The 13,604-nt window shown below is 45.8% G+C and carries 11 protein-coding genes; 2 read left to right on the top strand and 9 right to left on the bottom strand.

Annotated elements, in window-relative coordinates:
* Nucleotides 1-38: 38 nt before the first annotated feature.
* Entirely contained in the window at nt 39-1,244 is a 1,206-nt protein-coding gene (locus FPZ44_RS22185) for a glycosyltransferase family 4 protein (RefSeq protein ID WP_186786188.1), read from the top strand.
* Between the two features lie 69 nt (nt 1,245-1,313).
* The gene (locus FPZ44_RS22180; RefSeq protein ID WP_144994043.1) at nt 1,314-1,499 is read left to right on the top strand and encodes a hypothetical protein; all 186 of its coding nucleotides are present in this window, start codon (nt 1,314-1,316) and stop codon (nt 1,497-1,499) included.
* 121 nt (nt 1,500-1,620) lie between these two features.
* Here the strand turns inward: FPZ44_RS22180 and FPZ44_RS22175 are convergent, their stop codons facing one another.
* The 9 genes from FPZ44_RS22175 to FPZ44_RS22135 all read right to left on the bottom strand — a co-directional run bounded on the left by FPZ44_RS22175 (nt 1,621) and on the right by FPZ44_RS22135 (nt 13,585).
* Nucleotides 1,621-1,935: a YbjQ family protein gene (locus tag FPZ44_RS22175; RefSeq protein ID WP_144994041.1), complete on the bottom strand. Its 315-nt coding sequence runs from the start codon at nt 1,933-1,935 to the stop codon at nt 1,621-1,623.
* A 181-nt stretch (nt 1,936-2,116) separates the two neighbouring features.
* Nucleotides 2,117-4,543, bottom strand: a complete 2,427-nt coding sequence (locus tag FPZ44_RS22170; protein WP_144994039.1) for a heavy metal translocating P-type ATPase — start codon at nt 4,541-4,543, stop codon at nt 2,117-2,119.
* A gap of 294 nt (nt 4,544-4,837) precedes the next feature.
* Nucleotides 4,838-5,557 carry a glycosyltransferase gene (locus FPZ44_RS22165; RefSeq protein WP_144994037.1) on the bottom strand — a complete coding sequence of 240 codons (720 nt, stop codon included), beginning with the start codon at nt 5,555-5,557 and terminating at the stop codon, nt 4,838-4,840.
* Nucleotides 5,558-5,567: 10 nt separating this feature from the next.
* Nucleotides 5,568-6,518: an NAD-dependent epimerase/dehydratase family protein gene (locus FPZ44_RS22160; RefSeq protein WP_222429831.1), complete on the bottom strand. Its 951-nt coding sequence runs from the start codon at nt 6,516-6,518 to the stop codon at nt 5,568-5,570.
* Entirely contained in the window at nt 6,515-7,345 is an 831-nt protein-coding gene (locus tag FPZ44_RS22155; RefSeq protein ID WP_144994033.1) for a dTDP-4-dehydrorhamnose reductase family protein, read from the bottom strand. Before FPZ44_RS22155 ends, FPZ44_RS22160 begins: the two co-directional genes overlap by 4 nt.
* Nucleotides 7,345-8,328 (bottom strand): polysaccharide biosynthesis protein, encoded by a 984-nt coding sequence (locus FPZ44_RS22150; RefSeq protein ID WP_144994031.1) that lies wholly within the window; start codon nt 8,326-8,328, stop codon nt 7,345-7,347. Before FPZ44_RS22150 ends, FPZ44_RS22155 begins: the two co-directional genes overlap by 1 nt.
* Complete coding sequence (gene wecB, locus FPZ44_RS22145) at nt 8,321-9,412, bottom strand: non-hydrolyzing UDP-N-acetylglucosamine 2-epimerase (protein ID WP_144994029.1); 1,092 nt, start codon at nt 9,410-9,412, stop codon at nt 8,321-8,323. The genes FPZ44_RS22150 and wecB overlap by 8 nt, the downstream gene beginning before the upstream one ends.
* 11 nt (nt 9,413-9,423) lie before the next feature.
* Nucleotides 9,424-10,965, bottom strand: coding sequence for a glycosyltransferase family 4 protein (locus FPZ44_RS22140; protein ID WP_144994027.1), 1,542 nt, complete (start codon nt 10,963-10,965; stop codon nt 9,424-9,426).
* 250 nt (nt 10,966-11,215) lie between these two features.
* Nucleotides 11,216-13,585, bottom strand: coding sequence for a universal stress protein (locus FPZ44_RS22135; RefSeq protein WP_144994025.1), 2,370 nt, complete (start codon nt 13,583-13,585; stop codon nt 11,216-11,218).
* Nucleotides 13,586-13,604 lie beyond the last annotated feature (19 nt).

Here is a 13,604-nt window from a genome sequence, read left to right as displayed (position 1 = left end):
TATTAGAGCATCTAACTATGACAGCAGGGGGGTTGCGAATGAAAATACTGCTAGCAACGTATTGGGAAATTCCCCATCTCGGCGGTGTATGGCCCCTAATGGAACGTCTAGCACATGATCTTCGGGCTAGAGGGCATGAGGTAGACATATTCGGCAACAATGTTCATTACTATCATCTCGTCAATCAGCAGCGCCGCTTCATCAAATCCCATTATTCACCGTTAATCGAAACCCATTTGAATCATACTCCCCTCAGTGCCAATGCTGTCGTCTATCATACAGAAGTGGATCGTTTAATTATGGAGCTCACTGCATCAACATTAAACTTAGGCCAATACGACCTCATCCATACGCATGACGCTATTTCTGCCCGCTCCATCGCTCGGGTGAAGCCCCCTCATGTCCCGCTCTTAGTTAATCCGCACGGATCACTGCTTGGCGAAATTAAGCTGCTTATCGACTCACATGCTTTGCCGAGCAGCAATTATGATCTGCTCTATACTTACTATTCCTCCCTAGAAAAGAGAGGCATTCTATCAGCCAATCACGCGTTGGCCGCCTCCAACTGGCTGAAGCAAGTACTAGGCCAAGATTACCGAGTACCAGATACACACGTAAGTGTATTTCCATACGGAATTGATACAGCCCGTTTCCACGCTCAGATGCATGTACCTAATGAAGCTGTTGTACCTCCTTATAAAAAAGTCATTACCTACGCAGGTCGCTTCGTCCACCTCAAAGGTATTCAAGTATTGCTCAAAGCCTTGTCCGCCTTAAAACAAATAAGACAGGATTGGGTATGTTGGCTTATTGGCGAAGGTGATAACAAAAGTGAGTATATTCAGCAAGCCGAATCGCTCGGACTAGGTTCAGATGTTGTATTTTGGGGAGCTCGCTCTGACGTACCTCGCTTCATGGCGCTCACTGATATCTATGTACAGCCTAGTTTGCAAGATAATCAACCGCTCTCTGTTATTGAAGCGCAAGTCGCTGGCTGTGCTGTCGTCGTCTCTTCAGCGAGCGGGTTGCCTGAGATGATTCAGCATGGGTCAACAGGAGTTGTAGTTCCTGTTAACGATAGTGATTCCTTATTTCGTCATTTGCACCATTTACTGCAGTATGATACTCAAAGAATTCAAATGGGACAGCATGCTCAACATGTCGGTATGCATCATTGGTCTTTGGCACGTTACAATCAAGATATGTTTCACTTATATCAACGTGTTACTGGTAAGCCAGTATAGTAATTCTACAATACTACTATTCTGCAATTCTGCTTATAAAGCTGCGATTTAACAAAAGGTGGTGCAACGATGCGAGTGCCTGGCCAACTGTACAGCAATTTATTTTTGACCACGTCATCGGTTCCCGAGCTGCTTGTCGAAGATTCCATATGGAACGAAGTATATCACTGGCTGCCGAAGCATTATTCCATCCCTGATCTTGATGTAATTGCTCCTGTCTTGGAGCAGTACAAAAAACAAACGGGAGAAGGATAGACGGCGAGGTACGGTCATACGGTGCTGCTTCTCCCGGCTCATCATAAAAAAGAAGTACCGTCCAATGCCTCCTGTAGGCGGACGGTACTTCTCCATTTTCTTTAATACGATTGTCTACCTTTTATCTGATAACGACAGCCGTTCCGCTAGCCGCCACCATAAGCATGCCGTCACGTATCACTTCATAATCAATATCAATACCGACTATCGCATTTGCACCGCGCGTCCCAGCTTGATGTTTCATTTCTGTAAGCGCGATATCACGTGCCTCTTTAAGCTTGCTCTCATAGGCACCTGAACGGCCACCTACAATATCTCTGACCGAAGCAAAAATATCCCTTACCACATTAGCACCCATAATCGCTTCACCATTTACAATGCCTGTGTACTGGACAATCTCCTTGCCTTGAATCGATGAAGTCGTTGAAAGAATCATCGGTTACTGCCTCCTATTTGTAGTTCGTATTCCGCCTTAGTATATATAGTTGGAGCTATTTTTATCAGCTGGCGAGTAATGAAAAGTAATGAAATCCATCTTGGAGGCAGTACCTTTACCGTTAGGATACTAATCAACGAACAAACGAATGTTCACACTCGATATCATCGTTATCGCTATATTATAGCTTCACCCGCTGCAAGCGAAGTGCATTTAGAACTACAGATACAGAGCTTAATGCCATTGCCGCACCCGCCAACCATGGCGCCAATAAGCCGATAGCCGCAATTGGGATACCCAGTGAATTGTAGGCTAACGCCCAGAACAAGTTCTGACGAATATTGCGCATCGTCTTACGGCTCATCGCGATTGCATCTGGAATGCTGCTCAAGTCGCCGCGCATAAGCGTTACGTCAGCAGCCTCCATCGCCACATCTGTCCCTGTACCAATCGCCATTCCGATATCGGCAGTTGCCAGCGCTGGTGCGTCATTGATACCGTCGCCAACCATAGCAACTTTTTTGCCCTGTGCTTGCAGCTTCTTAATTTCGGCAGCTTTACCTTCAGGAAGAACCTCAGCAAGCACATGATCAATACCTGCTTGCTTCGCAATCGCTCTCGCTGTACGTTCATTGTCACCCGTCATCATAATCACTTCAAGACCAAGCTGCTTCAGACGTGCAATCGCCGCTTGTGATGTTTCTTTAATCGTATCTGCTACAGCTACTAGACCAGCAAATTGGCCATCAATAGCTGCAAGCATCGCCGTTTTCCCTGTATCTTCAAGCTGCTGCATCTGTTCAAATGCTTGCTCGCAAGCGATATTATACTTCGCCATAAGCTTGCGAGTACCAACCAATACTTCACGACCTTCCACTACAGCACGGATACCATAGCCTGGGATCGCTTCGAACTGCTCAGATGCTGGCATCTCAATTCCTTTTGCCGCAATACCTGCTACGATCGCTTCTGCCAACGGATGCTCTGAGTTCTTTTCAGCTGAACCTACCCAGCGTAAGAACGATGCCTCATCTACATTTGCTGTAACAACGTCTGTCAACTCCGGTTGACCTTTTGTAACTGTACCTGTTTTATCAAGAACAACTGTCTCAATACGGTGTGTAGACTCTAAGTGTTCGCCGCCTTTGAACAAAATACCTAATTCTGCAGCACGTCCTGAGCCAGCCATGATAGAAGTTGGTGTTGCCAAACCTAATGCACATGGACAAGCAATAACGAGTATAGCAATTGAAATTTCAAGAGCTGTGCTGAATTCACCCGGCGCAACCCAGAAAAACCATACCGCAAAAGCAATAACACTTATAGCGACAACGATCGGAACAAAAATACCTGAAATTTGATCCGCCACACGTTGAATCGGAGCTTTGGAACCTTGCGCCTCTTCTACTACTTTAATAATTTGAGCAAGTGCCGTTTCTTTACCGACCTTCGTTGCACGAATACGAAGCACACCATTTTTATTAATCGTAGCCCCAATAACCTCGTCACCGACTTTTTTCTCAACCGGAATACTTTCTCCTGTCAGCATCGACTCATCAATGGATGAAGTACCAGATACTACAACTCCATCGACAGCTACTTTCTCACCTGGCTTAACAACGACAATATCATCAATAACAACTTCATCTGTAGGAATCGTTATTTCTTGACCATCTCTTATTACGAGAGCAGTCTTTGACTGCAATCCCATCAACTTTTTAATCGCTTGAGAGGAACGTCCTTTTGCAACCATTTCAAACAGTTTTCCTAAAATAATCAACGTAATCAATACAGCACTTGTTTCATAGTAAAGGGCAGGTGCGTGTCCCTGATGAGCGGACGTAGACCATTCGAATGATAAATACAAACTGTAGAAATAAGCCGCTGACGTTCCTAATGCAACGAGAACATCCATATTTGCACTCTTATTGCGCAACGCTTTATATGCACCAACGTAGAACTGCCAACCGATAATAAACTGAACCGGCGTCGCCAAAGCGAATTGGAACCAAGGATTCATAAATATTTCTGGGAGCCATATAAACGAAGTAAAGGAAAAGTGACTCACCATCGCCCACAATAGCGGGAATGAAACAATAGCCGAGACAATAAATTTAATCTTTTGCGTCTTAATTTCCTTCTCACGATACCCCTCTTGGGTATCTGAATCGGACTTGCGATGTGCTTTGTATCCCAGTTGCGTGACCTTGCCCTGAATGTTATCAACCGTTACTTCTGCACCGTTAAACTCTACATGAGCTGTCTCCAGAGCGAAATTTACAGAAGCACTTGTTACACCTGGAAGCTTGCTTAACCCTTTTTCAATTCTTGTGGCACAAGCCGCACAAGTCATTCCGGTAATCGCAAAATCAACGTTTTCTTTTACCGTCTTGAAACCCAATTTCTCAACTACCTTTTCCAGCTGTTCCATTTGTACTTGATCAGCTTGATACGTCACAGAGGCGCGTTCCAATGCGAAGTTTACATTCGCATCAGTGACGCCTTCTAACTTCTTCAAACCTTTCTCAATTCGGTTCGCACATGCCGCGCAGGTCATACCTGATATTTGCAGCGAAGTTTGTTTCAAACTAGCCGATTGCTCCGACATACTTATCCCTCCAGCTTCAATAGGATTATGTTAATTAAAAATTGCTATCCGCAGCAGCCTTCCATTCTGCTCGAACAACAACTTACGCTTGCTTTGATACTCAAATCATATACCCCCCACCCCTATAATGTCAACCCTATTATTTCCTATCTTTTTTACTTTATGCCGATTTACCTATTTGCAGATGCCTCTTTATGTACAAACAAGCATAACCCTTCGGCACACTAAGGAATGAATCTTCCTTATATGACAAAGGGTCTGCTTGCTTTCTATAACATTCACTCTGCGCATCGATCAACGTCTAGACATTTGGTTAATTAAATGCCTTAAATGAGGATGATAACATTGATTCGTCCTTTTCACTTCTTGCAGTATCGCAGCTTGATGGCGAATCGTTCCCATCGCTTCATGACGGCGATATGCTGTTAGCGAGACATTCAGAAAATGAAATTTATACCCCGCCAACATTGTCCGATACCATAAATCTAAATCATGCGTATATGGCAAATGTTCATTGAACACACCAATGCGTTCGAACAAACTGCGGTGCATCATAACGGTACAACCGTTAATCGGATTAGAATGCAGGAAGCTTCGATAGAAGTCTAGATCATGTTGAAATAAGAGCGCGGCATTCGTAGACGTTACGTTGTCAAAAGAATCAATATAGTCGAAATTCGTATAACTGATGATAGACTGTCGTTCCTGCATAAATTGTACTTGCTGGCGTATTTTATCTGGATAGAAGCGATCATCTGAACTTAACCAAGCGATATACTGCCCTGAAGCATATTTAATGGCATGATTCAAAGCTGATGCGGTACCACCGTTTGCTTTGCCCAAATAATGAACTCTCGGTACAAATTGACGCACTCGATCTGCAAATTGAGATGAACCATCATCAACAACGATAATTTCAATGTTCGAGTAGGTCTGATTCAATGCACTTACTACGGCTCTATCCACATAGGGATCATTATAAAAAGGCATAATAATCGTCACTAAAGGCTGCATCGTTGCGCGGTCACCTCCTCAGTTGGCGATAATATTTCAAAATGTCCGCTACTGATTCTGTAAACGAATATTTGGGTTTCCAGCCCCAGCTTTCAGGCAAGGGCAGCACTTCCTGCTGATCCTTATTTAATTTACTGCTGCTATCTACATCCTTTGATGCAGATAATGGTTCAGCTAGCGGTGTTGTATCTTTCCATTGGTAAGGAATGCTCGTTGTCGCCATCTTTTGAAATGCTTCCGATACTTCCTGAAGTGATCTCACTTGTCCGCTCTCTACCTGATAGCTGCGCCCCCTTGCACCACGCTGCAAAATATGTGCGTATGCTGCCACTGCATCTCTTACGTCTAAGTAATCTCTCCAATCCGCCCGCGAGCTAAAGGTGAACGGCTGATCATGTTCCCCATGCTCACATCGTGCCGTATAATTACCTAGCAGAGCACAAATGCCTGTCGATGGTCCAGGCCCAATCAGATTGGACGGTTCAGCCATCATAATGTTCATCTGATACAGTTGAGACCATGCTAGCGCAGCCTGTTCTTGGAACCATTTGCTGATGGCATAGGGGTGCAGGTTAGAGCTAGAAGCAGTCGGCGCAGATTTCAGCTTTGAAGTAATAACAAGCACTCGTGTGTCTGGCAGCTCCCGCACCGCCTCCAGCACATGCACAGTTCCAAGCATATTAATGTGCATCGCATCAGCAGGTGCCCGCCAAGATTGCTGCACCGCATTCATCCCTGCCAAATGCAGCACATATTGCGGTGATACTTGCTGCATAAAATGATGAAGTGCCTTCGGCTTCAACAAATCTACTTCGATTTGATTTATCGCTAGCGCTTGATCAAATGAAGCCCTGCGCCTTACGAAAGCCGTTACTTTCATCCCTAGCGCAGCAAGTGTCTGGCATGCGTGCAAACCTGTAAACCCAGACGCTCCTGTCACTACAATCGAAGCGTCCTTCATTTGCGCTTCATCCAATTCGCTAATTCTTCCAACATGGCCGGATACGGTTTGACTCTATAATCAGCATCCTCGCGTGTATTTACGAGTGATTTATCACTTTCATATTTCGCATCTGGCACAATATTTACATCCTGCTTGCCAAATGCCCGCTGGAACAGATTAAGCAGCTCATACTTGCTAATAGGAATTGGATAAGAAAGATGAATCAGTCCGTAAATAGGACGGCGCAAATAATAGTCAATCGCTTTCGCTAGTTCTAATGTTGTTACGCCGTTCCAATACACTCTTTTATAACCTTTCACTTCCCCTTCTTGCTTCAAAAACCATTGCAGCAGTCCAATTCCATGGGGGCGGATTTCAGGTCCAACGATAGATGTGCGGATCGTTAAATGAGGATTAAATTGTTTTAATTCACCGAGAGATTTTGTCACCGAATACACGGATGTCCCATCTGGCTTGTCATTTTCTATATACTTGCCGCTCTTGCCTGAAAATACGCAATCTGTACTTATGTGTATAACTTTAGCGCCAATATGATCTGCTTTCCGTCGCAGCTGGTGCGGCAACCATGCATTTACTTGATAGGCTTCAAGCGGAGCACGCTCTGCCTCTTCATTCAGGATGCCTGCAGCATTAATAATGACATGAGGACGCACCGTTTCAATTAGCGTATCGAGATTCGATCCGTCTGTGATATCAAGCCATAACGACTCTTCATCTTCGATGTCTCGTGACGTGTAAAACACATGATAACCAGGCTTCTGACGGAAATAACGGACCAAAATATGGCCCGCCATCCCATTACCGCCTATAATAAGTAGCTTCATTAAAGGAAGCCCCCTCGTTGCAGCATCTGATGGATTTCTTCCTTGCTTATTACGTTTTGTTCAGAGCTGAAGCTATTAAATTCAACGGGTGGGTACAGTGCATATTTCTCTTTCAGCCCTGGAATATCCAGCGTTGGTAAAATAACAAGATATTGCTCATCGTATACAACCGTCGTCAAGCTTTCATAATCACTCATCAATATTTCATGAATTTTCTCGCCTGGTCGTATCCCTTTCTCAATAATGGAAACCCCATCGACATTTGAGGCTTCAATTAGCACCTCTGCAAGATCAACAATTCGGCAAGTTGGCATCGTTATAACAAATATTTCACCGCCGTGGCTTTCTTCCGATGCCTTAAACAGCAGTGTTATCGCATCTTGAAGCGTTAAGAAAAATCGAGTCATTTTCATATCGGTAATGCCAACTTGACGTTTGCTGTGGATTTGGTCCTTGAATAAATGCACAACCGAGCCATTTGTGCCAAGCACATTGCCGCCGCGTACACAGACGAATTGTGTGCTAGAAGGAAGCAAATTCGCATACACGATAAGCTTTTCTCCGATAGCTTTCGTCATTCCATAAAAATTCGAAGGGTTCGCCGCTTTATCCGTCGAGATGTAGATTACTTTTTCAACTCGGTTCTCGATGGCTGCTTCGATTACGTTCTGGGTTCCAACGACATTCGTTTTTAATGCCTCATACGGCTGTTCTTCACATACAGGAACATGCTTAAGCGCAGCAAGATGGAACACATAGTCCACATCTTTACTTGCCGTTCGAAGCGCTTGAAGATCCCGAATATCTCCAATACAGAAGCTTAAGCTGCTATTCTCAAATTCTCGACTCATCGCAACCTGACTTGATTCGTTGCGTGAGAACACGATAATTTCCTTCGGATGCTGAGGCAGCAATTGACGAATCAGTTCATATCCCCACGATCCCGTACCACCGGTCACAAGGATGCGCTTATTCTTAAACATCCATTTTCCCTCCAAGCAAAAATTTCACCACAGTATGTGAAACATGGGGCTCTAAGTACCCCTTTGGACATTCCCAACTCGTCGGAAGTGAAGTCATAACGCCAATGGATTCTACAATTTGCTTCGTCTTTAGTCCGCTCACTACGTTGCTCCCACAATCAACTGTCTCAGGACGTTCTGTCGTATTGCGTATCGTCACAGTAGGAACGTGAAAAATACAGCATTCCTCTTGGACCGTGCCGCTATCTGTAATTGCACAAGCTGCATTCTGCTCCAGCTTCACGAAATCAAAAAATCCAAATGGTTCATAGCATTCTACCAACGGGTTCAGCGACAACTGTGGGGCATTCTCCATCCTAGCTCTCGTACGAGGATGTACGCTGCAAATGATTCGCTTGCCGTACCGTTCAGCCGCCTCATTCAAACTTTGCATAATCTGCTCCAAATGCTCAGCGCAATCTACATTTTCAGCCCGATGGGTTGTCACAATAAAATAATCTCCACGCCGCAAGTTCAGCTTCTTCAAAATCGTACTTGCTTCAATCTGCGGCTTATAATGATTCAATACCTCATAGATCGGGTTGCCTGTGAGTATGATTCGTTGACTTGGAATGCCTTCCTGGATAAGATGCTTCTTGCTCTGTTCGGTGTACGGCATATTAATGCTTGAAACCGTATCGATAATGCGCCTGTTTTTTTCTTCAGGTACTCGCAAATCGAAGCAGCGATTGCCAGCCTCCATATGCACAACCGGGATTCCCAACCGTTCCACGACTATCGCACTCAATGCACTGTTCGTATCGCCGAGCAGAAGCACGCGATCTGGCCGCTCCTGAAGACATATTTTTTCAATCTCACGAAACATAATCGATAACTGCTCACCTACACTCTGCTGTTGATCGAACAATTTATAGTCGGGAGAGCGCAGTCCCATTTCTTCAAAAAAGATATCACTTAATGTGTGGGTAAAATTTTGACCAGTGTGCACGATAATATGCTTCTCCGACAGCTGATCAAGCTGCTTCATAATAAGACTAAGTCGAATAATTTCTGGTCTTGTACCTAAAATGGTCATAACACGCATCGCTTCCTCATTCACCTCCTGCTCGCAGTCCGCAGCACCTTGCGCATTCGCCTGACGTTCTTTCTTCTCTTTTTTCGTTTCCGCTGGACGGATGGTAGTGGCTTATGCTGTCTAAATGCTCTAAACGCTTTGCTACGAATTCGAGTAGATTGTGATTTGCGCGACGCTTTTGGGGGACGCCGACCTCTTCGAGATCTTCGACGCTTGTGGCTAGGCTTCTGGGGACGGGAACGCGCAGGCCTGATTACTTCACTAGGAACATTAAGAACATTAAGAACATTAAAAACATTAGGATCAATAGCAAGCTCATGTTGACTGTCAGTTGAATCTGTCTGTACAGCAATATTTCTTCGCTTCTGTTCTCGAAATAGGTTCCAAAATGCAGCCAGCAAACTTCGATAATGCTCGATACCATACACTTGTCTAACTGCGTTATAGTTATGAATACCTGCTGCTGTCCGTTGTTCTTGACTACTAATCAATCCGTTGACAATGCTGGACAATTCACGCCAGTTACCTACATCGGCAATATAGCGCTCATTCCCCGTAAATTGATGTATTTCTTCCAAGCCTCCTGAGCGATACACAACGACAGGCTTCCCGAAGATGAGTCCCTCAAATGCTGTCATACCAAATCCTTCTGGAAAGAGACTTGGCGTCACGACAATATCAATGGCTGGATATACATGCTGAATCTTGTTCTCGAAACCAACAAAATAGAATTTGTCCTTTAACGAAGAGCGCTGCACAAGCTGCTGACATCGCTCGAAATAATCTTGATGAGCGGGGCATCCGATAACGATGAAGCGGGTTGACGTATTTCTTTCTGCTAGCTGCATCGCCATCCACACGAAATGTTCCAGTCCTTTTTGGGAAGTTATCGTTGCAGCTACGTACCCGACTAAGCACGTATCGGGAGGGATGCCTAGCTCAGAGCGCTTCTTCGCTCTTGATTGAGTCCATAAGCTAGGCTCCAATGCATTGTCGTCCCATGAAGGTGGAAGTGTAAAAAGAACAGGGGGCGGTGAGGAGGGGAATGCTTGAGGATAGCGTGTCAAAAAGGCCAATGCGGATTGAGATATACCAATAACCGCCTCTGCATATTGATGCACGATTGCTGCTGCATGGGACGTATACGCATTGTCCGGAATCTTCTCCGTAATCTGCCAAATGACAGGAATGTTCAACGATCGAGCTGCTACTGCAGGGATGGCATGCACACATGTGTTTATCAGTACATAATCAGGCTCTAGACGCCGAAGTAAGTCGACGACCGCGTCCCACTCCGAATGTGTGCGTATTTGCTCCAATTCATCATGCAAGGCAGCATGAGGCTCCATCATGGAGTAGAACAATCGGCAAGGTTGAACATAATAAGGGATGCCTGCATCTGCCGCCTCTTGTGACAATATCCCTTCCTGAGGCACGATCAGAATGCATTCGAAGTCGAAGTTGGAACGAAGCTCACGCATGAGAAAGAGGATCAATTTCTCTGCACCTGTAATATACGTTTGATTACATAGATGAGAGAAGCACACGATACGTGATCTCATAGCAGTTACCTGTCAACCCATAGGTCACAGGGTCAGTCCCCCCTCTCTTCACCAATGTACTTCAATATATTAGTATAGGTCACATATCGGCACGACATTTGAACCTTATCCAAGTGTACAATTTACTTGCGTCAGCCTAAAAAAACAGTAAAAACGGCCGATTGAAATCAGCCGTTTCCCCTCTCTTGCACGTATGTGACAGCATAAAAAAATAGGTTCCACCTTCTTTTTTCTCTATTGGCTCTATTTCTTATACCCTTTCCCTTTCATTATCAGTAACCACTAATACATCCATATGACGAGCAATTCGCATTAACATTCGCATACGTCCCATATGTGATTTACGCATCCGTCGCGCAGGGACACCTACTATCATTTGAGAGGCTTTATGTTCATCAGCAAGGCGAACCGCTTCCTGCGCCCATTGTCGACGTTGGACACTTGCTTGAACACAAAATGTCCCACCAAGCCGTACTGTTAATGCTTCCGTTTGTTCAGACCATTTAAGAAATGGTTGATTCGTAGTATTTTTACCACCCCGCGATGGAAGCAAATTCGCCACAGGAAGACAGACAACATATAACTCCGCCTTTAGCCGATGCGCAATTCGAAACCCGTGACGCACAAGACGTTCCGCACGCTCGTCAGGCTCAACGCATACAAAGATAACCTCTTTGCGTCTCCAAGGCCCACGCAGCAGTGCACGCCGCTCCCACGATTCCAATCGCTCATCGACATCATCTGCCACTTCACGCAAGGCAAGCTCACGAAGCCCAATCAAGTTAGGTATGCGAAAAAAGTTGCTCAGTGCCTGATCAACCTTATCTTTCGCATAAATGAGCCCATCCTGCATTCGTTTTTGAATCGTAGATGGGGTAACATCGATCAATTCCATCTCATCTGCGAGACGAAGCACCCCATCAGGAACCGTTTCCCTAACACGCACCCCTGTTAAATGCTCCACCGCGTCATTTAAGCTCTCAATATGCTGGACATTTACCGTCGACATGACTGAAATGCCCGCTTCCAGCAGCTGAATGACATCTTCATATCGCTTAGTATGCACACTGCCCGGTACATTCGTATGCGCCAATTCATCAACGAGCACCAGTTCTGGCTTTCTCGCTAAAATTTCCGCTGTATTCATTTCTTCTAATAAATGACCTTGATATTTGATCTTCTGTCGCTCAATCCATGGCAATGCTCCAACTTGAGCGGCCGTTTCCCGTCTCCCATGCGTCTCAAGAAGACCAATAACGACGTCGACCCCTTGCTCCAGCAGTCGGTTGCCCTCCTGCAACATTTTGTATGTCTTGCCAACACCAGGCGCTGCACCAATTATAATTTTAAAATGTCCACGCCTCAGCCCATCCGCACGCTCTTCGAGCTCACCTGCTGTCCAACGCTTAAATGCTTGTACCGGCAGCCTTTGCTCCGTCTTCACAGGAAATACACGTTCTCCTTCGCGTTCCGAACGATCTGCCACAAAGAACAAGTCCGTATGCTCCACTGTGCGCAGCAAACCATTCACAAGGGAACCATGTATCCATTCCTGCCACCTCGACTGGCGTGAATGGCCTAATACGATTCGAGTCATACTGTGCGTCCATGCATATTGCGACAATAATCCTGCTATACGCCTGCGCGAGGACAAGGGAACTTCCTCCCATGATGCGCCTATCTTTTGTACCAGCTTCTTCAATGATCGTTGAAAGGTTAGCTGGAGCTGTGTTAAGGGTAGATTTGGATCGACAAACGATAAAATAAACAATTCTCCATTCAATCGTTTCGCCACCTGCTCACCACGGCGCACATGAATAGAACCGTTCCATCCATATTGGGCGAGGACGAGAATACGTTCCGTCACACCAGATGGCCCCTCTAAACCAAGCTCGTGCCGATGCTGCTCCAACGAGCCATTCACATCATTCGCTATCGTGCGCAAAGCCAGCTCGCGCAAAATGCTGAGCCGGCTTCGTTCAGAAACTCGTTTACTATGCGCCTTTTTATTTGTCGCGGCGAACGATACACGTTCCTGCTGCGCATGAACCTGCCTACGCTCTATTAACGTCTCTGCGGTTACATCCAGCAAGCGGACCTCATCTGCTGCCTGCAGCACCTCTGCTGGCAAGGTCCATTTTGGATCGACACCAGCGATCCTACGAGCCTGTTCACTAACACGCTCATCTTCATAGGCGTTCATCGTCGCGATGACACTAATACCGTGCTGCAACAAGAATCGAACATCGTCCAAACGGCGTTGCCGTTCTGCTTCCGGGCGATTCGGCTGGGCTAGGCCGTCTACTAGCACAATATCAGGTGCGCGTTCGCACAAACGCGCTACATCCAAATCTTCCAACTGCAAGTGACCACGAGCCCATCGTATAGCTGCAACTGCCTCCATTGATGCCGCAGCGGCGTCCTGCTCTGGCACAGAAGTTCCCCAGACGACATCCAAGCCTTCTTTCGCTCTTAGCTCACCTTCATGAATCAATTGAGTCGTCTTCCCAGCGCCGCTGGCCACTGCCACAAGAATGCATAATCGACCGCGTCGCATCTCTTCAATGAGCTTAAGAAGTACTTCGGGTGAGCGCCTGCGATAAGCATCACCTTCTTTCATGACCAACCTCCCGTCCGAT

The organism is Paenibacillus agilis, assembly GCF_007786455.1.
GTDB lineage: Bacteria > Bacillota > Bacilli > Paenibacillales > Paenibacillaceae > Paenibacillus_B > Paenibacillus_B agilis.
This window is presented reverse-complemented; position numbering and strand designations above follow the sequence as displayed.

What these genes read in the sequence shown, in the direction of transcription:
- FPZ44_RS22185 (WP_186786188.1), top strand. Translation starts at nt 39, where the DNA reads ATGAAAATACTGCTAGCAACGTATTGGGAAATTCCCCATCTCGGCGGT.
- FPZ44_RS22180 (WP_144994043.1), top strand. Translation starts at nt 1,314, where the DNA reads ATGCGAGTGCCTGGCCAACTGTACAGCAATTTATTTTTGACCACGTCA.
- FPZ44_RS22175 (WP_144994041.1), bottom strand. Translation starts at nt 1,935, where the DNA reads ATGATTCTTTCAACGACTTCATCGATTCAAGGCAAGGAGATTGTCCAG.
- FPZ44_RS22170 (WP_144994039.1), bottom strand. Translation starts at nt 4,543, where the DNA reads ATGTCGGAGCAATCGGCTAGTTTGAAACAAACTTCGCTGCAAATATCA.
- FPZ44_RS22165 (WP_144994037.1), bottom strand. Translation starts at nt 5,557, where the DNA reads ATGCAGCCTTTAGTGACGATTATTATGCCTTTTTATAATGATCCCTAT.
- FPZ44_RS22160 (WP_222429831.1), bottom strand. Translation starts at nt 6,518, where the DNA reads ATGAAGGACGCTTCGATTGTAGTGACAGGAGCGTCTGGGTTTACAGGT.
- FPZ44_RS22155 (WP_144994033.1), bottom strand. Translation starts at nt 7,345, where the DNA reads ATGAAGCTACTTATTATAGGCGGTAATGGGATGGCGGGCCATATTTTG.
- FPZ44_RS22150 (WP_144994031.1), bottom strand. Translation starts at nt 8,328, where the DNA reads ATGTTTAAGAATAAGCGCATCCTTGTGACCGGTGGTACGGGATCGTGG.
- wecB (WP_144994029.1), bottom strand. Translation starts at nt 9,412, where the DNA reads ATGCGTGTTATGACCATTTTAGGTACAAGACCAGAAATTATTCGACTT.
- FPZ44_RS22140 (WP_144994027.1), bottom strand. Translation starts at nt 10,965, where the DNA reads ATGAGATCACGTATCGTGTGCTTCTCTCATCTATGTAATCAAACGTAT.
- FPZ44_RS22135 (WP_144994025.1), bottom strand. Translation starts at nt 13,585, where the DNA reads ATGAAAGAAGGTGATGCTTATCGCAGGCGCTCACCCGAAGTACTTCTT.